Source organism: Candidatus Finniella inopinata (assembly GCF_004210305.1).
Lineage (GTDB): Bacteria > Pseudomonadota > Alphaproteobacteria > Paracaedibacterales > CAIULA01 > Finniella > Finniella inopinata_A.
Window position 1 is genome coordinate 190,168 of the sequence record NZ_SCFB01000004.1, and the last position, 24,356, is coordinate 214,523.

At 45.2% G+C, this 24,356-nt stretch carries 22 protein-coding genes; 14 read left to right on the forward strand and 8 right to left on the reverse strand.

What is annotated here, in order from left to right; genetic code table 11:
• Positions 1-4 precede the first annotated feature (4 nt).
• Positions 5-373, forward strand: a complete 369-nt coding sequence (locus EQU50_RS02730; protein ID WP_130153619.1) for an SEL1-like repeat protein — start codon at positions 5-7, stop codon at positions 371-373.
• Positions 374-908: 535 nt separating this feature from the next.
• On the opposite strand, the gene EQU50_RS02735 is transcribed toward EQU50_RS02730, so the two are convergent.
• Both EQU50_RS02735 and ligA read right to left on the reverse strand, forming a co-directional pair.
• Positions 909-1,559 carry a LysE family translocator gene (locus EQU50_RS02735; protein WP_130153620.1) on the reverse strand — a complete coding sequence of 217 codons (651 nt, stop codon included), beginning with the start codon at positions 1,557-1,559 and terminating at the stop codon, positions 909-911.
• Positions 1,560-1,562: 3 nt separating this feature from the next.
• Positions 1,563-3,605, reverse strand: a complete 2,043-nt coding sequence (gene ligA / locus EQU50_RS02740) for an NAD-dependent DNA ligase LigA (protein WP_207216298.1) — start codon at positions 3,603-3,605, stop codon at positions 1,563-1,565.
• Positions 3,606-3,769: 164 nt separating this feature from the next.
• Between ligA and EQU50_RS02745 the strand changes: the two genes are divergently transcribed.
• Complete coding sequence (locus EQU50_RS02745) at positions 3,770-5,209, forward strand: hypothetical protein (RefSeq protein WP_130153622.1); 1,440 nt, start codon at positions 3,770-3,772, stop codon at positions 5,207-5,209.
• Between the two features lie 62 nt (positions 5,210-5,271).
• Here the strand turns inward: EQU50_RS02745 and ctrA are convergent, their stop codons facing one another.
• Entirely contained in the window at positions 5,272-6,081 is an 810-nt protein-coding gene (gene ctrA / locus EQU50_RS02750; protein ID WP_130153623.1) for a response regulator transcription factor CtrA, read from the reverse strand.
• Between the two features lie 156 nt (positions 6,082-6,237).
• Between ctrA and dprA the strand changes: the two genes are divergently transcribed.
• Positions 6,238-7,314, forward strand: coding sequence for a DNA-processing protein DprA (dprA, locus tag EQU50_RS02755; protein WP_130153624.1), 1,077 nt, complete (start codon positions 6,238-6,240; stop codon positions 7,312-7,314).
• 13 nt (positions 7,315-7,327) lie between these two features.
• Here the strand turns inward: dprA and EQU50_RS02760 are convergent, their stop codons facing one another.
• The 4 genes from EQU50_RS02760 to EQU50_RS02775 form a co-directional block, all read right to left on the reverse strand.
• Positions 7,328-8,647, reverse strand: coding sequence for a heme biosynthesis HemY N-terminal domain-containing protein (locus tag EQU50_RS02760; RefSeq protein WP_130153625.1), 1,320 nt, complete (start codon positions 8,645-8,647; stop codon positions 7,328-7,330).
• Positions 8,648-8,654: 7 nt separating this feature from the next.
• Complete coding sequence (locus tag EQU50_RS02765; protein ID WP_130153626.1) at positions 8,655-9,608, reverse strand: hypothetical protein; 954 nt, start codon at positions 9,606-9,608, stop codon at positions 8,655-8,657.
• Positions 9,609-9,690: 82 nt separating this feature from the next.
• The gene (locus EQU50_RS02770; RefSeq protein ID WP_165380311.1) at positions 9,691-10,785 is read right to left on the reverse strand and encodes an O-antigen ligase family protein; all 1,095 of its coding nucleotides are present in this window, start codon (positions 10,783-10,785) and stop codon (positions 9,691-9,693) included.
• 232 nt (positions 10,786-11,017) lie between these two features.
• Positions 11,018-12,268: a hypothetical protein gene (locus tag EQU50_RS02775; protein ID WP_130153628.1), complete on the reverse strand. Its 1,251-nt coding sequence runs from the start codon at positions 12,266-12,268 to the stop codon at positions 11,018-11,020.
• A gap of 228 nt (positions 12,269-12,496) precedes the next feature.
• On the opposite strand from EQU50_RS02775, the gene EQU50_RS02780 reads away from it, so the two are divergent.
• The 6 genes from EQU50_RS02780 (at position 12,497) to EQU50_RS02805 (ending at position 19,023) form a co-directional block, all read left to right on the forward strand.
• Positions 12,497-13,768, forward strand: coding sequence for an MFS transporter (locus EQU50_RS02780; RefSeq protein ID WP_130153629.1), 1,272 nt, complete (start codon positions 12,497-12,499; stop codon positions 13,766-13,768).
• Positions 13,769-13,876: 108 nt separating this feature from the next.
• Complete coding sequence (locus tag EQU50_RS02785; RefSeq protein ID WP_130153630.1) at positions 13,877-14,110, forward strand: hypothetical protein; 234 nt, start codon at positions 13,877-13,879, stop codon at positions 14,108-14,110.
• Positions 14,111-14,180: 70 nt separating this feature from the next.
• Positions 14,181-15,545, forward strand: coding sequence for a DNA repair protein RadA (gene radA / locus EQU50_RS02790; RefSeq protein WP_130153631.1), 1,365 nt, complete (start codon positions 14,181-14,183; stop codon positions 15,543-15,545).
• A 51-nt stretch (positions 15,546-15,596) separates the two neighbouring features.
• Positions 15,597-16,772 carry a hypothetical protein gene (locus EQU50_RS02795; RefSeq protein WP_130153632.1) on the forward strand — a complete coding sequence of 392 codons (1,176 nt, stop codon included), beginning with the start codon at positions 15,597-15,599 and terminating at the stop codon, positions 16,770-16,772.
• Positions 16,773-16,871: 99 nt separating this feature from the next.
• Positions 16,872-18,278: an anion permease gene (locus EQU50_RS02800; protein ID WP_130153633.1), complete on the forward strand. Its 1,407-nt coding sequence runs from the start codon at positions 16,872-16,874 to the stop codon at positions 18,276-18,278.
• A gap of 10 nt (positions 18,279-18,288) precedes the next feature.
• The gene (locus tag EQU50_RS02805) at positions 18,289-19,023 is read left to right on the forward strand and encodes a competence/damage-inducible protein A (RefSeq protein ID WP_130153634.1); all 735 of its coding nucleotides are present in this window, start codon (positions 18,289-18,291) and stop codon (positions 19,021-19,023) included.
• Between the two features lie 78 nt (positions 19,024-19,101).
• Here EQU50_RS02805 and EQU50_RS02810 read toward each other — a convergent pair whose 3' ends face one another.
• Positions 19,102-19,299 carry a cold-shock protein gene (locus EQU50_RS02810; protein ID WP_130153635.1) on the reverse strand — a complete coding sequence of 66 codons (198 nt, stop codon included), beginning with the start codon at positions 19,297-19,299 and terminating at the stop codon, positions 19,102-19,104.
• Positions 19,300-19,450: 151 nt separating this feature from the next.
• Here EQU50_RS02810 and atpH point away from each other — a divergent pair, with 151 nt between their 5' ends.
• The 5 genes from atpH (at position 19,451) to EQU50_RS02835 (ending at position 24,312) form a co-directional block, all read left to right on the forward strand.
• Entirely contained in the window at positions 19,451-20,023 is a 573-nt protein-coding gene (gene atpH / locus EQU50_RS02815) for an ATP synthase F1 subunit delta (RefSeq protein WP_130153636.1), read from the forward strand.
• A 7-nt stretch (positions 20,024-20,030) separates the two neighbouring features.
• Complete coding sequence (atpA, locus tag EQU50_RS02820; protein ID WP_130153637.1) at positions 20,031-21,581, forward strand: F0F1 ATP synthase subunit alpha; 1,551 nt, start codon at positions 20,031-20,033, stop codon at positions 21,579-21,581.
• 151 nt (positions 21,582-21,732) lie between these two features.
• Positions 21,733-22,587 (forward strand): ATP synthase F1 subunit gamma, encoded by an 855-nt coding sequence (atpG, locus tag EQU50_RS02825; RefSeq protein WP_130153638.1) that lies wholly within the window; start codon positions 21,733-21,735, stop codon positions 22,585-22,587.
• A 22-nt stretch (positions 22,588-22,609) separates the two neighbouring features.
• Positions 22,610-24,064, forward strand: a complete 1,455-nt coding sequence (atpD, locus tag EQU50_RS02830; RefSeq protein WP_130153639.1) for a F0F1 ATP synthase subunit beta — start codon at positions 22,610-22,612, stop codon at positions 24,062-24,064.
• Complete coding sequence (locus EQU50_RS02835; protein ID WP_130153640.1) at positions 24,064-24,312, forward strand: FoF1 ATP synthase subunit delta/epsilon; 249 nt, start codon at positions 24,064-24,066, stop codon at positions 24,310-24,312. The genes atpD and EQU50_RS02835 overlap by 1 nt, the downstream gene beginning before the upstream one ends.
• The last annotated feature ends 44 nt before the right edge of the window (positions 24,313-24,356 follow it).

Below are 24,356 nucleotides of genomic sequence, written 5' to 3' on the forward strand. Positions count from 1 at the left end.
TTTAATGGCAGCGTTAGATCGTTATGCCCCTATGCTTTTCAATGGAACAGATGGCATAAAAAAGGACATTCCAAAAGCTTTAAAAATGATAAAAGAGGCGGCGAACGTGGGAACGGGAGCTAACAAACAAGGTTTGACCGAAAGGGCATCTGAGCTGTTTCATAACTATGCACTGATGCTTTACCAAGGAGCAGATGGCGTGGAAAAAGATCTTTTGAAAGCTGTCCAAACAATAAGAGAGGCTGCAAGTTTAGGCAATTCACGTTCTACAGCAATTTGGTCTGATATGCGTCGTCGAGCTATGGAACAAGATGAAGGCCTTAGAAGATATTTAACGCCCTTTGTGATTGCCGCCGACATTCCTTTGAATTAATAGAAATAAATTTTCTTACTTCACACAATGTGCGAGTTTCCTGATGCGCGTTGGCTTATGGGCATAATTTTTCTGGCAAACTTTTGGGGCCGACCCTGACGGCCACCGACCCTGAGGCGTGTCGGATATCCTTCAGGTTACATCCAGCTTCAGCACCAAAAAACCACCGACGCGTCTAATTAGCCAAACTTTCCCCATACCGCGGACGCACTACACACAAGATGGGGCCCGCCCAAAAATTTTGCAGCGCCCGCCCCGCCGCACAAGCACAACACGAATCTCCCTGTTACTCACAATCTTTCGATTTTTGAGCAATGTCTTTCTATGGGGTTCCAATCCCATAGAAATTCGGCTAAGGTCTCGAAACCGGTTCCAAGACTTTATCCCAGGCAATTCCCTTGCTGTAAAAAGCAAGAGAAGGACTTTATGAATCCCCTCGCGCATCTGACCAACTTCAGATGTAACTAACCACCATATTCAGACTATCACACAAGTGATTAACAAATGGTTACCATGAAAAAAATAGCACACTGCGTTACTTCGCCATGAAGGCGACTTTGATGCCCAAGGCAATCATCAAACCGCCGCAGACTCTGTCGATCCATTTGGTCGCACCCAAGAAAAGACTCCTGATACGCCGTTGAGTCAGGGCATAGGCCAGTATGGAAAACCAACCGATGGTGATTGCACAGCAGGTTAGGCCATAAGTGATCTTCCACCCGACAGGCGTTTGCGGCTGAATAAGCTGACTGAAAATAACAAGGAAAAATAAGCTGGCCTTGGGATTTAAAACATTTGTGAAAAATCCTAAACGCAGGGCCTTTAAGTCACTGATCCCCTTGGTGGTTTTTTCTGTCGTGATGTCGCAATCGACAGAAGCCCCCGCGCCCTTGGATTGTAGCGCCCGGCAGCCGATGTATATAAGATACGCCGCCCCCGCCCATTTAATTGTATTGAATAAAAAAATCGACTCTGAGATGACAGCAGCCAAACCCGCAATGGTGTAGGTAACATGCACCAGCACGCCAAAGCCCAGACCCAAGGATACCCAAATGCCTGTGCGGCGGGAATGGACAATCGAATTTTGAATAACCACCACAAAATCAGGACCAGGCGACATCACAGCCAAAGAAAGAATCGAGATAAGGGCAAGCCATTGGAGAAAATAAACCGATAATACGTCCATAATTTACAAACCACCCACCAACGCAAGCCATTCATCCTCGGTCAAAACCTGAACTCCCAAAGCCTGCGCCGTTTTCAATTTGCTTCCAGCGTCAGCACCCGCGACGACCATATCCGTCTTGGCCGACACCGATCCACTGACCTTGGCGCCTAATCGTTCCGCCTGCGCTTTGGCCTCGCCACGACTTAAACTACTCAACGCACCTGTGAAAACAACCGTCTTCCCTTTTAAGGGGCTGTTATGCGCCTCCTGCACCAAATAGGGTTCAACGGTGACGTGTTTGCGCAGGTCATGAATCAGTTTTTGTTGCTGAGGATCCGACAAAAAAGCCACCAGATCCTTCGACATGCCAGGACCAATACCCTCTATGCTCAAAAGGTCCTCCTCCCCCGCCTGCAACAAGGCGTCTATCGTTTGATAATGCTTCGCCAATAACTTTGCTGAAACCTGGCCAATTTGCGAGATGCCCAGCCCATAAATAAATCGATCCAATGATATGACGCGACATTTATCGATGGCATCCCATAGGTTTTGCAGCGACTGCGCGCCCCACCCTTCCCTTTTTTCCAAAACTCTCCCGTGCTGGCGAAGCGTAAAAATATCGGCGGGATTTTTGATCAACCCTTCCTGGCAAAAGGCCTCCAGATGCTTTTCGCCCAAGCCCTCTATATCAAAGGCATGGCGACTGACGAAGTGCTTCAGGCGTTCAACAGCTTGGGCGGCACAGCCGAAACTGTTGGGGCACCGTATGGCCACCTGCCCCTCTGTCTGGACCACCGGCGTTTGACAAACCGGACAATGGGTTGGGAAAATAAAAGATTGACTGGTCGCAGGGCGTTTATTCGTAAGCGACTTGACCACTTGGGGAATCACGTCGCCCGCCCGTTGCACAATCACCGCATCGCCCACGCGCACGTCTTTTCGCTGAATCTCGTCCTGGTTATGAAGGGTGGCTCGGCGGACCATCACGCCCCCCACAAACACAGGCTTCAAAACAGCCAGCGGCGTCAAAACGCCGGTTCTACCCACCTGAATCAGAATATCTTCCACAACTGTTTCTGCCTGTTCGGCGGCAAATTTATGAGCAATCGAATGCCGGGGCGCACGCCCAACCACCCCCAACCGATTTTGCAACGCCAGGTCGTTCACCTTATAAACCACCCCATCAATTTCATAGTTCAGAGTGGGGCGCAGCTCCTCTAGGCGTTCGTAATGGGCCTTAAGCTCCGCCTGGTTAAGGCATAATTGAACATGTGGGTTCACCGGAAAACCCCATGTTTTTAACGTGTTTAAAATTTCCTCTTGGGTTTTATCCCCATTAGGCTCAGACGTAAAATAGGCATACGCAAAAAAGTACAGGGGCCTTTTGGCCGTGATCGATGAATCTAATTGGCGAAGCGACCCTGCGGCTGCATTGCGGGGGTTGGCGAAGGGCGATTCGTCCTCTTGCTGGCGATTCTCGTTCAACCTTTCAAAGTCGGATTTGGTCATGTAAACCTCCCCCCGAACCTCCAACCGGGCAGGCTTAAAATCACCCTGCAAAATCAACGGAATATCGCGAATGGTTCTCAAATTGGGGGTGATATTCTCCCCCTCTACCCCATCACCGCGCGTTGCCCCCAACACAAATTGCCCATCTTCATAGATTAAAGACGCCGATAACCCGTCGATCTTGGGCTCTGCCATGAAGGGAATATCTTGGTCGGCCGGCCATTTCAAAAAACGTTTAATGCGGTCGATAAAGTCGCCAACCTCGTCAAGGGAAAAGGCGTTATCCAACGACAACATAGGGGCCTGGTGTTTAACCTTTTCAAATTCCGGCGATGGAGCCGAGCCCACCCGATGCGACGGGCTGTCGGGGCGGATCAGGTTTGGAAACAGCACCTCAATTTCCCGGTTGCGCCGGTGCAAGGCGTCGTAAGCCTGGTCGCTGATAGTCGGCTGATTTAGGCGATAGTACCTGTAATCATGGTCAGCAATTTCTTTGGCTAAAGTTTTCAGTTCGGCGGCTGCTTGTTCGGGGGTAAGATTGCTTTTTGACGCCACGATGTACCTAATTCAGAACAATAATCAGTCCGCATGATACCGCCGATTGCCTTTTATTGCCACTGGCTTTCAAGCCATTCATAGCAAGCCTTAAGATCTATTTAAGAAGCGTATTTGGACACGTTTAAATATTCCTTGTATAATCGGCGAATGGACCTATATAAATGGTATTAATCAATAAACTGGATTCTTTCACAATGATCAACACTAAACTTATTTTTTTATTAACAATTGCTTTCTTGGGGTCTTCCCATGGTATTTTGGGCTCGGATGAGTCTTCTTCCAGCGATGACTTAGGCGATCCTGCAGCTCGTCCCTTAACATTTGATGTAGGCTATAGTGTCGAAGATCATTCAAGACGTATATTTGAACAATATCGTTTACGAGCAGCTCATGCCTTAACATTTGATGTAGGCTATCGTGACGCTCCTGCAGTAATGGCAGCGGGAGCTCCTCCCTCTCCCCAAAAAAAATGGCGTCTCCAAGAGTTAGGTTTCCTAAAGGATGCAGATCAAAAGTATGTACCAAAAGAAAAATTTTCTTATCTTCCGAACCTGAGGGATATCACTCCAAGAATGATCATATTGCCTTCTGCTCCGCCTCCTGTGGAAGCAACGTTTGTTTCAAGAAGGAATCGGATGGAAGTGGGGGAAGCAGGTATCCCTTCTCTACCAACGAGCCTGGTTAAAGAAATTAAAAAGTTCTTACCTGATGATGATACAAGCGCAAATGCATTGTTTTACAAAACTTTCGCAAACGTTAAACGATCATTTAAGGTTTCTTCTGTCGAGGGAATCCAGCGTGTTTTAAATCAGGGTCTACATTTCGGTGTAATATTTAAAGTACGTGAGACCGATTCCTTTAACCAAATCGTCCCACTTTTAGGGAATGTTAGATGTGTAAGTGTTGCACCAGACGATGGCAACGATGAGTTCCTAAGGTTCTTGCACGGCAGGTTGAATTTGCCTGATAATTTATTAGAGCTTTTTCCCTCTAATCCCCATTTAGAAACATTGAGGATAGAGTCTTCTAATCGAGATCCTTTAGACCTTGCACCGCTGTCAAAATTCCCAGGACTTAGGGCCTTAGAATTAAAAGGGGTTCCACGTCGTCCAATAGGAATTTTCAGTTACAACGACCATGATTGCGAAGATTTGAGTTTTATCAGATCTTTGCCATATTTAACCGAGTTATCGTTATCGGGACGACGTCCAGTTACTGACCTCACCAAAGGTTTAGAGCATTTACAACGTCATTGGAACGTTCTTAAATTGACTATGGATAAAGACCTGCAACTCGATCTATTTGGTAATAGGTTAAATATAACCACCATAACTGTGAGGAAACCTCTGCAATTTAATCTTGGACTTTCTGACTCATACCTGCGTTCTCTAATTCTTCAAGACTTTAAAGTAATGCCTCTAATTCTTCGAGACTTTAAAGTAAGGCCTATAATTTCCACAAACCTAACAGTGGACTCTGAAGGGGCAGTTTCTTTTTCCATACAACCGACATCAAGTTCGACGGAACAAAAAGCATCAGCAGCGTCATCTTCGGAATCCGCAGGCCAGTCTGCAGCGGCATCTTCATCGTCAACCTTATAAGACGAAGTGTTTGTAAGTAACCATGACAGGGGGCTCAATCCAGCCCCCTTATTCCAAAAGCTTTAGAAATCTGGGCTGGCTATAAAACTGATGGGTTCAGACGATTGAGGGCGTGCCGGTGTTGCCGGAAGCGAGATATCACCATTCGCCAAACGCTCAGTCAGTCCATGCGGTAAGGATTCTGCTAGACCCTCTTCGATCGGTTCCCGCAACACATATCCACGCCCCCAAACAGTTTCAATATAGCCATCTCCAGCGGTCGCATCCGCAATTTTGCGTCGCAGCTTGCAAATAAATACATCAATAATCTTCAGCTCGGGCTCGTCCATCCCCCCATACAAATGATTTAAGAACATTTCTTTTGTAAGGGTTGTCCCCTTTCGAAGGGATAACAACTCTATAATTGCGTATTCTTTTCCGGTCAGGTTTAACGTCATGCCATCAACGGTGGCCGTTCTATTCTGCAAATTAATGGACAGGCGCCCTGTGTTGATGATTGAATTAGAATGCCCATGGGAACGACGAATAATCGCATGAACTCGGGCTACCAATTCATTTTTACTGAAAGGCTTCGTAAGATAATCGTCAGCCCCAGACCCTAAACCCTTAACTTTATCTTCCGTTTGGCTAAGACCAGACAAAACCAAAATTGGCGTTTTGATATGCGCCGCCCTTAAACGTCGAACGACCTCAAATCCATCCATATCAGGCAATAATAAATCCAGAATGATCAGGTCATATTCATAAAGTTTTCCAATTTCCAAGCCATCTTCGCCTAAATCAGTGGTATCGCATATGAATCCCTCTGACTTTAAAAGCAATTCTAAATTTTTCGCTGTCGCCGAATCATCTTCTATAAGCAAAATACGCATGGCACCCTTGCGGTTCAGTCTTCTCTATTCAAATGTTACCAAAAAAGTAATAACTTACCTACAATTTTATTTTTTAAAATTTTAGTATTTATTTAACTTTTTGACCCTACAATTTTTTAGTATCCTCTGAAAATCATACCCATTTTGAATACGTTTATGAAAACTAACTTTAAGAAAATTCATTGGTTGCAACTGATTCGAACCAATGGAATCGGGCCCGTTCGTTTCTGGCAATTCCTAAAACAATATGGTTCGGCTGAACAGGCCTTAAAATTCCTATCAAAAGTGTATCCCGTTGAAAAGGCAGAGGCCGAAATACAACAGCATCACACAAAAGGGTATCATTTGATTGCCGCTTTTGAACCCGAATTTCCCCAAACGTTAAGACGGCAACCAGATTGCCCCCCCTTTATCAGCATTTATGGAAACATCAATTGTTTGAATCAACCAATGGCAGCAATTGTTGGGGCGCGCAATGCGTCATTAGGCGGGCGCCAACTAAGCTTTTCGATAGCACAAGAACTGGGAAAGGCCGGATGGCAAATCGTATCAGGCCTAGCGCGCGGCATCGATGAACGCGCCCATCATGGAGCTTTGGCAACCGGTACACTGGGCGTTTTGGCAGGGGGCGTTGACTGCATTTACCCCCCAGAGCACCAGAATCTGTATCATGACATTGCTAAAAAAGGGGCTGTCATTTCAGAAATGCCTTTGGGAACGACCCCGATGGCTGGTCTATTCCCCAGACGCAATCGCCTCATCGCTGGCTTAAGCGAGGGGGTCATTGTTATTGAAGCTGCGAACCGATCAGGATCTCTTATTACGGCCGACTATGCCCTTGAACAGGGGGCGGATATTTTTGCCGTTCCAGGTTCCCCCCTAGATCCCCGTTGCGCCGGGTCAAACAAACTTTTAAAACAGGGGGCGATTGTGACGGAGTCAGCAGCTGATGTCCTGGCCGTTATTGGGACTCCTCCCTCCCTTGATAACCAAGGACAACCATCTGCTTTACCCAAAGAAACTTATACACCCGACATAACGAAAAACTCTGGCGATTTAAAGCAACACCTTTTGACAGATCTCAGTTTGACGCCAACCGACTTTGAATTACTTTTGCCGCTTTATCCTCAGACAGCCTCTGTTGTTTTGGGCGCCTTGTGTGAATTGGAATTAGAGGGCTTTGTTCAACGCCATGCTGGGAATAAATTCAGCCGTATGCCCAATGCGTCTTAGCTAAGTTGAGTCGCTAAGTAATCAATAACGGCTTATCCAAAACCTTTTGAAATCCCTGCCAATTGCTTTTATTAATCGTTCCACAGTTTTCACAAATCGGTTGCCATTGGGAACTATGGTGGTCGCATTTTTCGCAAATCCATACCGCTTCAGAGGCCTCAGCCATCGCCCGCCTCCACCATGACCTGACAACAGCCTGATTTTGCGGATGTTGAACTTCCTCCAGCTGCCCCATCATATAGCACACACCCTGAGTGTCTCCATATTGTGCATGCAAATCTTGCAAATATTTATGGGCTTGCCCCCAAAGCTGGGCCTCAAAAGCCGCCTGCCCCATAACCCATAGGGTTTCAGGATGGTTGCTGTGGGGTTGAGTTAGTTTTTCGAGATCTTGATAGGCATCCAAAGACTTTAAATCCGGGTGAATTTTCAACCAACACGTTGCCAAATCCCGATGAGGTTTCAACTTATAGGTATTTCTTAAAACTTTTTGTGCTTTTGACAGGTTCTGTGAATTATACAACACCAGGGCTAAACTGCACGCAATGGAACTGTGGTCGGGCATAAAACCATGGGCTTTATTTAACGACGTCAGTTGAGCATCAACATCATCAGGGGACTGCTGTGCTTTCAACCAGTATGTTATTCCTTGATGCGTGTTCGAAACGTCACTTTTTAAAAACCGTCGAATCCCTTGGGTTTGAATCGATTGTTCTTGACCAACTTCCACCAACTGAATTTGGTTTTCCAGAATTTGTTCTTGTACCCACGGTGAATCGGGCCTCAGTTTCAAGGCTTCCTTTAAGAATGTTTCGGTTTGCAACCAGTCTTTTTCTTCTTTGGCTTGCAAGATAAGACCCCGTAACCCCAGAAAACGTAAAGCGGGACTTTTGTACATGGTTTCAAAATATGACTTCGCCTTCACTGAATCATGGCCCATGTGTGCTGATTGGGCGGCTACCACTGAAATCAAGGGATGATTAGGAATCAAAACCTTGGCTAACTCAATAGAATGGACAGCCTCATCTGGTTGTTGTGCAGCAATCGCTGTCAAAGCATCAACTAATAATTTTTCACCCCTAGCAGTCTTGCGTTTTTGCATGAATTTTAGATATTGTTCAGGTATTTGCCAAATCTTTCGCCACATGCTGTGAATCACAAGGCAAATACTTATAAAGGCAAAAAGACACACTAAAAGAATGGCGACAGGCATTTCCAACTGATAACCAAACCATTTCAAAGAAACGGAACCTGGATTCAAGCCTAGGAAAACAGCAAAAACAGCTGCAAGCGTAAGCTTTAAAAATAAACGTGCCCCCCGAAACCAAAGCATCTAAAGCCTATCCCTTCACGGTTTGACCGACCAATTTACCCACCTCGTTTATAACAATCTCACAACGTTGGCGCTGCTCGGCTTGATTTAACCATTCACCAACACTTTCCTCAGATGGCAAGCTTTTCAAAAATTCAATAGTCCGTGCCAATTGGTTATTTTCCATGGCCTTCACTGCCTTTTCTAAGGCGGCTGTGACTGAAACCTGCTCGCCCTTATTATCCAAAGGTTGAACCTTAATCCATTTAGACAAGTATTTCCATACAGCAGCTAGCCATCCATGGTGTTCAGGAATCGTAACCTTTTCACTGGCAAGCGGAGACGCCTTAATTGTCTGGTAAATTTTTTCAAGTTGATCACGCAAAAAAACCATAGATTTTGCGGGCGTTTGGGCAAAACCTTCTAATTTTTGGATATGCTCTGGCATGCTAACGTTAGAGGGCAATTTCGTTTTAAATTCTGTAAAAAGCTCTATGCAAACTTCACCCTGTTGCAATCGATTTTTAAACTGATCCCACATACCTTTTAGTTCATAAGAAACCTCAGGAAGACTCCTCTCGCCTGCCACTTGGGCCTGGGTCGTTGAAGGTTTGACACCCTCTTTCTCCAAGGCTGCAATAGCTTGTTGCAAAGTAATAAGCTGATTTTTCAGCATATCAATTTCCGCCCCGCGATCATTCATCCGCTGAATCGTTTGATCCACCTGATCAACTTTGGCCTGAACAATCGTCAAATCGCGCTGCAAAGGATCAATTTTTCTAAGACCTGGAAACAAAGCATTCTCCCACCAAAAGCTGGTGCAGAAGACGATCGCAACTGTACAAAAAATCAGGAAAAGGCTGACGGTACCCTGCATCAGCAGTTGGTAAAAAAAACAGCGCTTTTGCCAAAACTTTTCCGGCTTCTTAGGAAGCGGGTCCTTATTCAAATCTTCTTTTGGCGTTTCTATCTCACTTGACATAACACGATTCCAAACTAAAGAATATATAGTTTAAGGGTAGCGATTAATCGAGACGTTGTCGATGCAATTTCAAAGTTAATTATCAAACCACTTTTATAGAAATGCTGTTTCTTTTTAATCCCGCAACCAGGGAAAGAGCAAAAAAGAAAAGCATATTATCGTGAAGATCACCTGTTTTACACGCATTCATAAATGCAAAAAGGGTGATCAAACAAGCCGCAACCAATAGAGGCGAGGAAAGAATTGGGCCCAATGACAAGCCCTGAACGCAAACTGTCAAAAAAGCCACAAATAATAAAAGCCCAACCATACCCGTCTCAGCCATGATCTCCAGAAAGATATTATGGGGATGATAACTGATGTCACTCAAACCATGGTACACAGGCCACCCACCAAAACCAAGACCCACCACAGGGTTGGCCACAAAAGCCTTGATAGCCGATTGGTAGAACTCCAGCCGTTCCATGGCAGACCCGTCAGCCTTTATCGAATTCAGCAAAGGCATCATCCGATTCGCAAAATGAGACCCTTGTTGATGGAACAAATAATTTAACCCCACGCAAAGGACAAAAGTCACAGTGGAAAACAAAACAAGGTGCAAAAGCGGATTTTTGACAGCGTTGGAATACCTGCAAAAAACCGCGTATAAAACAAGAGTAGAAATGGCACAGGCCGCAAAAGGCCCCCTTCCCCCAATATTGATCAGCCCATAAAAAAACAGGCTGCCTAAAACAATTTCCAGCCCTAAAGTTTTGCGGTTCGCGTCAACAAATCGGTGAAGGCTATATACAATCAAAACAATAAGACCAACCCCAAGAGTCTGCCCCGTCACCAAATAATTTGTCCCCATGATATCTTGAATTGACCCCATCCCCTTGACGTAAAAAACACGAAACGTTTCAGCAAAAACGATAAGAGCAAAAATCAGCAAGGACTGAAGAAGACGCACCAATCTCTCACAATTATTCGAGATCACAAGATATCCCATCAGAAATGCAGGGATTGTATAAAATGAAAAACAAAGGGCCTTTTGAATTTTATAACTATGGGAAGACGACCATAAAGTGCTCAGCAAAAACCAACCTGCCATCGCCACAAAAAACAAAACCTCTTTGGACCAAAACCGATTTGACCGATCCCTTTCCCGAACATAAAGAACAACGGCCCACGGTATCAAAATCAGATTCAATAAAACTGTTACATCAAAAGATGTAAAAAAAGGATGGGTGTTTTTGTATTGATAAGAAAAAAGCGATAGGACGCTTATGAATTCGAATGAGAGGAAAAGTTTGAAAGGATTTTGAAAGTTCATAAACACTGATGAATAAAAAATCTAGAGCTGTACCTATTTTTGTCACCCCCGCGAAGGCGGGGGTGACAAATGAATGAGTAACCAATAACCGAAACGATTAGGTTATTTTACCATTTTTCTTTACGTAGTCAAAAACCTCATTCAACCATTCTAAGCCCTTTTTAAGGGTTGGTAGGATTGGTTTAGCGACCTTATAAGCATCAATTTTTGATTGGTGCGCCTGAAGATGTCCTTCAACCTGGTTTATTAAAGCTCCACGTTCTTCGGCTTTAGCTTCCTTTTCTGTTGGAATAAGAAGAATTGATGTGGAACCCAAACCAACACCAGAATACATTCTACCATCAGTCGCTTTTAATTTGGCCATTGCTGAATTGTAATCTGCTAAAAGGTTTTCTATGCGAGGAGTTTCTGTTTCCCAAAAACTAACTTCATGTTGATAAAGCCCTCGAGCTAAATTAAACCAGCCAGAAAGGTGTTGAGAAATAGCCTCTTTGTTCTCCTTAACATCGTACAACGCACGACCATCAACTGTTACAATTTTTTGAAGTTGAGCATAGACTGGATTTAGAACAGACACGACGCTGGCTGACATTGCAGGAGCTGAAACAGATGGTACCATATGGGAAGGCAGCTGAATAATAGCATCCCCTAGAAGCCTTAAACCACCATCCAAATTAACCTGAAGTTGGCCACCTTGTGTTCGAGCCATCACAGCCAATAAGACCCGTCCCCCTTCTGGAATAATAGACTGAAAACGAACAGACCACATTGCAGTTGGAGCGGCAAAACCTTGAGTATTTAAAGGCGTTAAGAACCCTAAGAAAATACGCATCGTATCTGGATCGATTAAATTTGGAAATAATCTCTCGTTATTCGTTAAAAATGCCGAAAAATGACAATCAAGTGGAGCAAGGCTAGTGGAATCAAACTTATCTTGAAGGTACGGCTGATATTTTGCGAAAAGAAAACTATTAGCCTTAAGCATATCATTAGGGTGAATACTAAGAGCAAGAGATGATCTTCCCAATTGGACATATAACGTATCCAAACCACGTTCATGCGCAGGCATTGACAACTGACTTGAACTTAAAATATTAGAAAAATCAGAAGAACTGCTGCTTGAATTGTTATTGTTGTTGGACACGCTAAGATTGTGCAGCCTGCGATCATCATCTTCATCAAGACTGCCACCAGCGGCAGCTGCACCCGAACTTAAACTAGGCATCCCAGAAGAACCACTAGCTGCAGCATCAGAAAGAGAAGGCATACGCGAATCACCAGAAGCATACGCCCCCGGAGCAAACAGCATCAGCGAAAGCGTTAAAGAAGAAATTATTTTATTAATCATAAAGATTCCTATAAAAAAGATTGGTTTACACTGCACATATAGGGGGGTGAAAACCGTTATTCAAGTTTTATTTTTTCCTAAAAACCAACCAACTCCCTCCCCCCAAAACCATACTTATTCCGCTGCCCCAAAAACTATTTAAGCACTTGTTCATTTTTTATCTGGATTTAATCACCAGAACGCCTTATTTACTAGGTATCATCTGCGTTAATACCGAGACTCATTAGCATGCGACAGCCACCTGTTGACCCAAACAACACTTCGGCTAAGACACTGCAGCCTATCCCTCAAACGGTTTGGACCTTGGGGTGGATGATGTTTTTGATCAATCTGTCTTATGTAATGATCTACAGTTTTTCGGGAATTTACTTAAAAACCCTGTTGGGCGTCTCACTGGGCTTAATTGGCCTCTTGGAAGGTCTTGCCGAAGCCTCCTCCTTTGCCATGAAATTATTATCCGGTATGTTCAGCGACTATTTGCGTCGCCGTAAACCTGTCATGGTCTTTGGCTATATGCTTTCGGTCTTTAGCCGCCCCATTTTAGCCATGTCTAGCTCCTTCGCCCTTGTCCTGACGGCACGTATCATGGAACGGCTGGGTAATGGCATTCAAGCCACCCCTCGGGATGCCATGGTTGCCGACGTAGCCCCCCCTAAAAGAATTGGGGCATCTTATGGATTAAAAAGAAGCTTGGCAACGGCAGGGTCATTTTTCGGCGGCGTCTGTGGAATTTTGGCAATGATCGCAACCGGTGATAACTATCAAATGGTGTTTTGGATCGCCTCTATCCCTGCCGTCATTGCTTTTTCCATTTTACTCTTTGTGGTCAAGGAACCGAAAAAATTTGATCACCCTGCCGTCTCTGCTGAAGCCCCTATGCCTGCCCCAAAACGCCGGCAACGCATTAAACTGTCTCAATTTCCTCTATTGGGGCAATCATTTTGGTTATTGATGGCTGTAAACGCCATTTTTATGCTGTCACGCATGGGCGAAACTTTCCTTATTTTACATGCACACACGACTTTCGAGCTCAAAATAACGTATGCCCCTGTGATTATGATGTTGTTCAATGCAGGTTGGTGCGCGGCCTCTTACCCAGTTGGCGTTGTGGCTGATCGCATGAATCGCTATTGGTTTTTGGCCATTGGGATAATTTTTATTGTTCTGGCCGACTTGATCCTTGCTAGCGCCACATCCTTAGGAATCATGTTTATCGGTGTTGCATTTTGGGGAATACAGTATGGCATCACTCAAAATATTTTCATATCTTTGATTGCTGAGACAGTGCCGGAGGATCTAAGAGGAACAGGTTTTGGCTGTTACTACATAATCAGCGCCATATCTGCCTTAGCTTGTGATACTTGTGCTGGCAGCATCGCCCATCATTATGGCGAAGCCAGGGTGTTTATAGCCAGCGGCATTGTGGCATTAATGTCGCTTTTGGCACTTATTTTGATCATGGGATACAAGAAAAGAACCAATTTCAGTAAATCATATTGATTATTGCGCAAAGCTGGATTATTTTCAGGAGGCAAGCTTGGTAAGAAGCCAAGCTATTTAAAAACCGTCTTTACCTTAATTAGGAGTCCTTAAATGTCAAATAAAGTATTGTTCTCATTAGCCGCTGCTCTTGCTTTAACTGTTGCTGCAAATGCATCAGCTCCAGCTACAACAACAGCTGCACCAGCTGCAGCTCCAGCTGCTACAACTGCAACTGTTGAAGTAAAAGCTCCAGCTGCTAAAGATAGCAAAAAGGCTGCTACAGCAACTGAGACTCCAGCTGCAACTGAGACTCCAGCTACAACAACTACTACAACCACCGAAGCTCCAGCTAAGAAATAAGCTTTCTTATTTACGTCAAGGCGGGCTTCTAGTCCGCCTTTTTTTATGTCTAAAACATCTGAAATACTCTATGGCCAAACTTAATCATGTATTCGTTTGTCAAGATTGTGGAACATCCCATTCAAAATGGAGCGGTCGCTGTGACGAATGTGGCTCCTGGAATCGGCTGGTTGAGGAAACTGTCCGCGCAAAATCTGTTGGAAAAAAACTTCAGGCTGATACTTTTTTCAGCCAGCTTAGCACCATTGATGAAACTCTCTCTCGACAACAGACACGCCTAGTCAGTGGCATCGACGAATTTGACCGCGTTTGTGGCGGTGGATTGGTTCCAGGTTCTGTCATTTTGGTGGGGGGCGATCCAGGTATCGGAAAATCAACCCTTTTGCTTCAACTTGTGGCGGCCTTGTCAGCCACAGCCAACTGTGCCTATGTCTCTGGTGAAGAAGCCTTAAGCCAGTTACGATTGCGGGCCGATCGCTTGCAGGTTAACAAGGCCGCTGTTCACATGGCAGCCTCCACTCATGTCGGTGAAATTATCAATGCCTTAGAGCAGCTTCCCAATCTAGCGCTTATTATTGTGGATTCCATCCAAACCATGGCTGTTGAGTCCCTGGAATCAGCCGCAGGAACCGTTTCCCAGGTGCGGGCCAGCGCCCAGGAATTTATCACCTCCGCGAAGAAACGCGGACACGTTGTCATTTTGGTTGGTCACGTCACAAAAGAGGGTGTTCTGGCAGGACCCCGCGTTTTGGAACACATGGTTGACACCGTTCTTTATTTTGAGGGCGAGCGAAACTACGACTACCGAATTTTACGATCCATCAAGAATCGATTTGGGGCTACTGATGAAATTGGCGTTTTCTCTATGGAGAATCAAGGCCTTACGGAAGTTAAAAATCCATCGGCCTTATTTTTGGCAAATCATCATCAAGACGTCAGCGGCACGGCTATTTTTGCAGGCGTAGAGGGAACGCGACCTCTGTTGCTGGAAATTCAAGCGTTAGTGGCCCCCTCTTACTTAGCATCCCCCCGACGCACCGCTGTGGGCTGGGACAACAACCGCCTAGCCATGATCCTGGCTGTTTTAGAAAGTCGATGCGGCATCAGCAGTGCCAATCGTGATATTTACTTGAATGTGGCTGGTGGGTTGAAAATCAATGAACCAGCTGCCGACTTGGCTGTTGCGGCAGCCCTCATCTCGGCCTTAAAAAATCGACCCGTACCCACGGGCAGTGTTTATTTTGGCGAGATTGGCTTGGCTGGAGAAGTACGCAGCGTGAACCATACCGAAATTCGCTTGAAAGAGGCTGCAAAGTTAGGCTTCAGCAATGCCTATTTTGCCGTCCCCCGCACATCCAAAAAAACCAACCAAACTTTCATGGAAGATTCCGCCATACAAGTGAATCCTTTACGATATATTCTTGAAATGGTTTGATTGGTGTATTAAACTTGGTGTGCGACTTATTTTCGAAAGGGGTTTTTAATCATGAGTAAATTTCATAAGACAGCCGTTTTTTTGTTGGCGGGATTCATATTAGCCTTTGGCATTTGGCAAACATCACCAACAAAGGCACAAGCCGTTGATGTTTTGGTATGCGTGTACGATATGGGGGACACAGGCCCACTTGAGAGAGTCTCCGCACAATTGAGCCAACAAAAAATTTCCTACAAGGTGGTGGCGATTGGGAAGGCAGCTGAAAAGCTAAAAGGATCTGATTCAATTGTGTCTTTGACAGATATGAAACCTGATGAAACGATAACCTGGCCCAGAGAAAAACTTTTATCTGAGCAAACGTTAAAGGACCTCAGCACACAGTATCAACCGAAGGTAGTTGTGGCAGGAATGGCTGCTGCTTGTCAGGCCCAGTTGTTGAATCATTTTAAAAAAGCCCAGGGCGCCAGCACAATTGCTTTTTATGACAACTTTGACCCAATCACCACCAAGGAATATGTACAACCCTTCCTCAAAGAAATTGGTAAAATTGACACCTACCTGATTCCAGCCCAGGCAACCCTTAAAAGTTTCCAGGCCCATGAAAAAACAAAGTCTTCAAACTTAGAAGTTGTTGGGCAACCGATGCTGGAAGAATGGGACGAAATTTTCAAGACAACCAATCGTGAAGATTTATGCAAAAAAATAGGTCTTGCCCCTAGCGATCAAGTCATTTTGTTCGTGGGTGGTTATGACGATACTTACCGGGAATATTTTAGCCGTTTTGTCCAAGGGACACAAAAACTTGCAGGACATAAAGACCTGAAATTTTTGGTCACCTATCATCCCAAAACAGATGGCAGTCTGGAAAAAGGGGTTATAGCTGAACAAAAAGCCACCAATATTCAAGTAGTCGACAAAGGCGGGCCTTCGTCCACCCAACTTGCAACGTTAGCAAAAATTCTGGTTTGCCATAAATCCGGCATGGGAATGCAGGCACTTTATAAAGGTTTGTCGGTTCTGTATGTGGTCCAAAAAGGTACCTATCCCAACTTTGCACTTGAGCAAGGATGGGTTCAACAGGCAGAAACCGCTAATGAGGTAGCCCAAACGCTGGAACACCTTTTAGCAGCAGCCAACAGCAATAAGCCAGATGTAAAAGACCTGGGCGTACCCACAGATGCAACCTTGACGATTGTGCGCAAAATCAAAGAACACTTGGAAAAATAAAACTTCAATTCGTACTTGATCTTAAATGAAGAAACGGGCAGTCTGATCAAAAATAACTGTTGTTAATGCGCTATTTTTAGGCGCCTATGGGAAATTTTCATGAGTACCCGTTTATTAAAATTAGCCCTTCTGGTCATTATTGGCTGGGGCCTCAGTTTTTTGCCTGTTCCGCAAGGGGTCGATATTAAAGGCTGGCACTTGTTCAGCATTTTTGTCCCCACCATCCTTGGGCTAGTCTTGAAACCACTCCCTATGGGCCCCGTAGCCCTGTTGGGACTTTCAGCCGCCACATTAACGAACACCCTTGATATGGGAAAAGAAGCTTTAGATGGTTTTTCTTCACCCGTTATTTGGCTGATCGTTTTTGTTTTCTTTATAGCCCGTGGATTCATTAAAACGGGTCTGGGGAATCGCATCGCCTATTTATTCGTTCGACTGTTGGGCCGTCGCACCTTAGGCCTGGGTTATGGCATGATGTTAACAGAGTTGGTCATTGCCCCCGTTATCCCAAGTAATGCCGCCCGGGCCGGGGGCGTTATGTTCCCCATTTTAAAATCAATCTCAGAATCCATGGGAAGCAGCCCGGAAATGGGAACTGAACGAAAGATGGGCAGTTATCTGACCCAAGTCTGTTTCCAAGGGAACCTTATCACCAGTGCCATGTTTTTGACGGCAATGGCTGCCAACCCAATGGCACAGGCCTTGGCTGCCAAACAGGGTGTCACCATCACCTGGGCCAACTGGGCCCTTGCAGCCTGTGTCCCCGGGATTTTGAGTGTGCTGTTAATCCCGCTGGTTTTATACTTTATCTATCCACCAGAGGTAAAAGTATTGCCAAATGCTATTGAAATGGCAAAGGGTAAATTGAAAGCCATGGGACCGATGAATCATTCCGAATGGACGATGCTAGGTGTTTTTTCTTTTATGTTATTTCTGTGGATTTATGGTGACCATTGGCATATCAGTGCCTGTACAACAGCCCTTTTTGGGCTGTGCCTATTGTTTGTCACAGGCATTTTGGAATGGAAAGATGTTTTAGCCGAACACGAGGCCTGGCATACGTTAGTCTGGATGGCGATTTTGGTTATGATGTCCGCCTATCTGGAGAAATTTGGATTTATTGATTGGTTCAGTCAGATTATTGGGGCCGCTGTCAGCGGCTGGCACTGGTTGTATGCCTTTTTGACCTTAAGCCTTGTATATTTTTATTCGCACTATTTCTTTGCTGGCAACACAGCCCATGTCAGTTCCATGTACGCAGCATTTTTGGTAGTCGCCATCGGAACGGGGGCTCCTCCTTTACTAGCCGCCTTAGTGTTAGGCTTCTTTAGCAGCCTGTTTTCCAGCATGACGCATTATGGAACGTCGGCCGCCGTTGTTTTGTATGCAACCGGTTATGTTCCAATAGGGGCCTGGTGGGGCGTTGGATTCATCATCAGCATCGTTAACCTGATCATCTGGTTGGGTTGTGGTGGACTGTGGTGGAAGTTCTTGGGGATTTGGTGAGGTAAATTATATGATAACAGCAGCAATTCTAGTTATTGGTAACGAGATTCTTTCAGGTCGCACCAAAGATACGAACATTAACTTCATCGCCCAGCGATTGAGTGATCTAGGAATTGACTTGTTAGAAGTTCGCATCGTTCCAGACGATGAACATCAAATTATTGAGGCTGTAAATGCCCTGCGCGCCTCTTACACATATGTATTTACAACCGGCGGAATTGGGGCAACGCACGATGACATCACAGCAGCCACCATCGCTAAAGCCTTTCAGGTTGACTTAATCGAAAACCCCATGGCCCTGGCCATTCTTAAAGACTATTACCAAGAACGCTTTAATAATATACGTCGCCGAATGGCATTAATGCCCAGGGGAGCTAGTCTAGTTGATAATCCGGTCAGTAAAGCCCCTGCCTTTCAAATGGAAAATGTTTTCTGTTTGGCAGGCATGCCCTCGGTCATGCAGGGAATGTTTGAGGCATTGACTCCGCAATTAGAAACAGCGGAACCTTTTTACCAAAATATTGTAACTTGTAATTTGGCCGAAGGCGTTATTGGCCAACGACTTACAGAAATCCAAACGGAATACCCGACCGTGAACATTGGCAGCTACCCCTTTTACCAATTGCCCAACGTGGGTGTTAATTTGGTCGTTCGAGGTAAAGACAAAAAAGCTATTTCTAATGCGACTGATGCGATCATCGGAATGGTTAAAGACTTTGGCGGTGCGATTAGCCAAGAGGCTTAGCAAGCCACAAAAAAGGCCCCCTAAATTATAAGAGAGCCCTTCTTGGATTTAAATTTAACTGCCTTTTAACGGCTTAGGTTACTGCAGATTTATAGCCGCAGATCTTCCATGATTGTCTTTCGACTCATAGTTAATCTTTTGCCCTTGCTGTAATGTATCAAAGCCTGACTTTCGAACAGTCGTAATATGAACGAAAGCATCCTCACCACCTCTATCAGGTTGGATAAAACCATATCCTTTGGATTGGTTAAACCACTTAACTGTACCTGTTACCATATTTTCCTCCCTTTTTACAAATACGCGGTAAACAACTTCTTAGTAATCTGATACCATCTAAAAAGCAAAGGGGAGTTTTGCGTTAAAAACTCCTCGATTTTTTTCTAAGTGTGCTATAAAGTCCTCTGTATTGTGTCTATATGGATGAAGTATGGATAAAAATCTCTTAAAAATCTTGATGACTTCTGTCTCTGGCAGGTACGCGCGCGCTTTATTTGCCTGCGCTCAACAAAATGGCATTGTTGAAAGACTGTCCAGTGATCTTAAGGCTTTGAATTTGTTCCACAAACAGAACCGCCGACTTTGGTTGGAATTGTCCAGCAAGGTTCTAGCCCCTCATCAAACAACACTTCTTTGGCAACAAGTCAGTGAACGCCTGAATTTGCATCACATCTTAATGAACTTTATTTTTCTTTTAGGCAAATCAAATCGACTAGACATCTGGCCTTCTTTTGTGCAGTGCTATCAGTTTCTTACTGCTACAAATCAAGATAAGTCTCAGGTGGTTGTTTATACGCCAACAGAACTCCCCGCCGCTGACCAAAGGCAGCTAATAAGTAATCTCAAAAAATTGTGGCCGGTCGAGTTGGTCTTAACGTATATTGTATCTCCTCATTTGAAAATGGGGATGATGATTGAATCAAACAACCTACGTTTGGACATGACTTTAGATGCTCAGCTGTCAGCACTGCATAAAACTTTACCCATAAACTCTACTAAATAGGACATCTATGCAAGCGCGTGCCAATGAAATTTTCGAGCTTTTAAAACAGAAAATTTCTAGTTTTGAGCCCAATGTCGAGATTCTAGAAACAGGCAGGGTCTTGACCGTCGGCGACGGCGTGGCCCGTGTTTATGGACTTGATCATGTTCAGGCTGGTGAATGGGTTGACATCATTTCTGACCAAAACGAAGTCATACGGGGTATGGCTCTGAACTTGGAAACAGATAATGTGGGTGTCGTTATCGTTGGCAATGACCGCCTTGTCCAAGAAGGCAACTTAGTCAAACGATGCCATAAGATTGTTGACGTTAATGTGGGTATGGGTTTGTTGGGCCGTGTCGTTGATGCTTTGGGTCACCCTATCGATGGCAAGGGCCCTTTGCATGATGTCCATTATGCACCCGTTGAGGTCAAGGCCCCTGGCATTATTCAACGTCGTTCCGTATATGAACCTATGAAGACAGGCATTAAAGCTATTGACGCCTTGTTCCCTATTGGGCGTGGACAACGGGAACTCATTATTGGTGACCGCCAAACGGGCAAAACGACTATCGCTGTTGACACCATTCTAAACCAATACAAACAGAATCAGACCGACGATCTTAAAAGTAAACTTTTCTGTATTTATGTAGCCATCGGTCAAAAGCAATCCTCCATTTCAAGAATTGTTAAAACACTACAAGATCAAGGCGCCATGGATTACACCATCGTTGTTTCGGCAACAGCCTCTGATCCGGCGACTCTCCAGTATTTAGCCCCCTACAGCGCCTGTGCCATGGGCGAATATTTCCGTGACCGTGGGATGCATGCGGTCATCATTTATGACGACCTGACAAAACATGCCATTGCTTACCGACAGATGTCGCTGTTGTTAAGGCGCCCCCCTGGACGAGAAGCCTTCCCTGGCGATGTCTTTTATCTCCATTCCAGACTTTTGGAAAGATCCGCCAAGATGAGTGATGAATGTGGCGGCGGCTCGCTGACAGCTTTGCCCATTATTGAAACGCAAGCTGGTGACGTGTCTGCCTATATTCCAACCAATGTGATTTCCATTACCGATGGACAAATCTTCCTGGAATCAGACTTATTTTACCAGGGCATTCGCCCCGCCATTAATGTGGGCTTATCGGTTAGTCGCGTTGGATCCGCAGCCCAAACCAAGGCTATGAAACAAGTGGCTGGGCGCATTAAGTTGGATTTAGCGCAATATCGTGAAATGGCTGCCTTCTCACAGTTTTCCAGCGACCTTGACGTCTCAACACGCCAACTTTTGGAACGAGGCCATCGCTTGACAGAAATGTTAAAGCAACCCCAACATCACCCATTAAGCCAGGCAGAAATTATTTTGTTTTTGTTTGCCGGTGTGCGTGGATTTTTAGATAAACTTCCCGTTGAACAACTAGGCGCTTTCGAAAAAAAATATTTAAAAGACCTGCACCATTTCCATCCCGAGATTTTCGAAGAGATTGAACAAAAAAATACATTAGGTGAAACCCATCAGCAAAAATTAATATCATTTTTGGATAATTACATTAAAGAATGGACTCCTTCCAAATGATTTTGCGGGATTTTTATGGCAGAGTTTTGGTGCAGAAGCAAGGTGAAAAATCCGCGCATAGCCAGCTACGTAAGGATTTTGAACCGAAGGTTTATGTGCAAAAACTCTGCCATAAAAATCCCGCAAAATCATTTGGAAGGGGTATAGACTCATGACCACCCTTAAACACCTTCGTGAACGCATCAAAAGCATTCAATCGACCCAGAAAATCACTGCTGCGATGAAAATGGTGGCCGCGTCAAAACTACGTCGAGCCCAAGATGCTTCACATATCTTCCAAGAATATGCTGAAGAAATAGTTGATCTTTTGCATCAGTCCATGGCTCAGGATTTGCGTTTGGAGGACTGGTCTTCTGATGATATCCGATTACTAAAAGGGGGCGAAGGTCCCCCGCTGTTTTTGGTTGTCAGTACCGAACGGGGATTATGCGGTGGGTACAACACCAATTTGATCAAAGCCCTGCGGGTTCATCTGAATAAAGCTCCAGATTTTCGTTTTGCCATCATCGGTCGCAAAGGTCAGAACCTTGCGGACCCTATGTGGAAAGATAAAGTTTTGTCACTATCTCTGACCGAAGGTGTATCTTTCGACACCTCTGTTCAGCTTGTGCAACAACTCCGCGCATGGCTTGATCAAAAATTGATTGGCTCGATTCAATGCGTCCATTACAGTTATAAAAACGTTCTGACTCAGCAATTGCGACTGACCCCTCTGGTCCCTTTTTTGTGCGAATCAGTTCCTGAAACCCCCACTGATTATTTAACAGAACCAACCCCTAACCTGCTGTTGCCCCAATTATTAAAAGATCATTTGAATACCCAGGTTCACAGGATTTTGTTGGAAAGCGTAGCTTGTGAACAGGCATCCAGGATGACAGCGATGGACAGTGCTACCCGGAATGCGCGTGACATTCTTGCCAGACTAAGGTCAACCTACAATAAAACTCGCCAATCCCAAATTACGAATCAGTTAATAGAGATCATTTCTGCTGCCCAGGCTGTTTAAGAAACACCGTTTAAGGAAAATTATGACAATATCTTCCCCCTCACAAAATAATCACGGTCTTATCTCTCAAGTTATCGGGGCTGTTGTAGATGTTTATTTCGAAGACAACCTCCCCCCTATCTTGAACGCTTTGGAGGTATCGGTTGACTACGCTGGCCAGAACCTTAAATTGGTTTTAGAAGTTGCCCAACATTTAGGCGAAAACACCGTCCGTACCATTGCCATGGATGCCACCAATGGTTTGCGTCGCGGTCAAATTGTCACTGACACAGGCAAGCCAATTACGGTTCCGGTGGGCTCGGGCACCTTGGGGCGCATCATGAATGTAACCGGCGACCCCGTTGACGAGCGGGGTCCCATAAAAGCCACGGCCATGATGCCCATTCACCGCGATCCCCCAGACTTTACTCATCAATCTTCGGAAACAGAAATATTGGTCACCGGCATTAAGGTTATTGATCTTTTAATGCCCTATCCCCGTGGTGGGAAAATTGGGTTGTTTGGCGGTGCCGGTGTCGGCAAAACGGTCTTAATTATGGAACTGATTAACAACGTCGCCAAAAAACATGGGGGCTACTCCGTTTTTGCCGGCGTTGGGGAACGCACCCGCGAAGGGAATGACCTTTACCATGAAATGATAGAATCCGGTGTGAATAACCTAAAAGAAACGGGGTCTAAGGCCGCCCTGATATATGGACAAATGAATGAGCCCCCCGGTGCCCGGGCCCGTGTCGCCTTGACAGGCCTAACAGTTGCTGAATATTTTCGCGACGTGGAACAAAAAGACGTTTTGTTCTTTATTGATAACATTTTCCGCTTTACCCAAGCAGGGGCCGAAGTGTCGGCTTTATTGGGGCGTATTCCCTCTGCCGTGGGTTACCAACCGACGTTGTCTTCTGAAATGGGTGCCTTGCAGGAACGAATCACCACAACGCTGACAGGCTCCATCACCAGCGTACAGGCCATTTATGTCCCCGCTGATGACTTGACCGATCCAGCGCCAGCTGCCTCCTTTGCGCATTTGGATGCCACCACAGTCCTCAGCCGCCAGATTGCTGAGTTGGGCATTTATCCTGCCGTTGACCCCTTGGATTCAAGTTCGCGTATTTTGGATCCAGAGGTTGTTGGAGAAGAACATTACCAGGTGGCCCGTGACGTGCAAAAAATCTTGCAGGCTTACAAAGCTTTGCAAGATATCATCGCCATCTTGGGTCTGGAAGAACTTTCTGAGGAAGACAAATTAACGGTAGCCAGAGCCAGAAAAATTCAACGTTTCCTATCGCAACCCTTCCACGTTGCTGAAATCTTTACAGGAACCTCGGGCGTTTTCGTTGATTTGAACGATACCATTCAGGCATTCAAGGCGATTGTGCGCGGCGATTATGATCACTTGCCCGAATCAGCTTTTTACATGGTTGGAACCATTCAAGAGGTTTTACAAAAGGCTGAGCTTATGGGCGCAAAGGCAGAGGGTTGATGTCACTATTTACCTTAAAAGTCATAACCCCAGGTGGGGTTTTTTATCAAGGGGACGTCACGCAGGTGATCGTGCCAGCGACCGAGGGGCCTATGGGAATTTTGCCCCATCATGCATCAATTATTGCCTCATTGATAAGGGGGGAGATTGACATTCAAATATCTGAATCCGACAATAAGACTTTGGCTATTCAGTCAGGATATGTGAAGATGACTGACAACGTCTGTATGATTTTGGCAGTATTTTAAAAAGACACACTGTATTCTAATATACCCCACAAACAGGCGTAGAA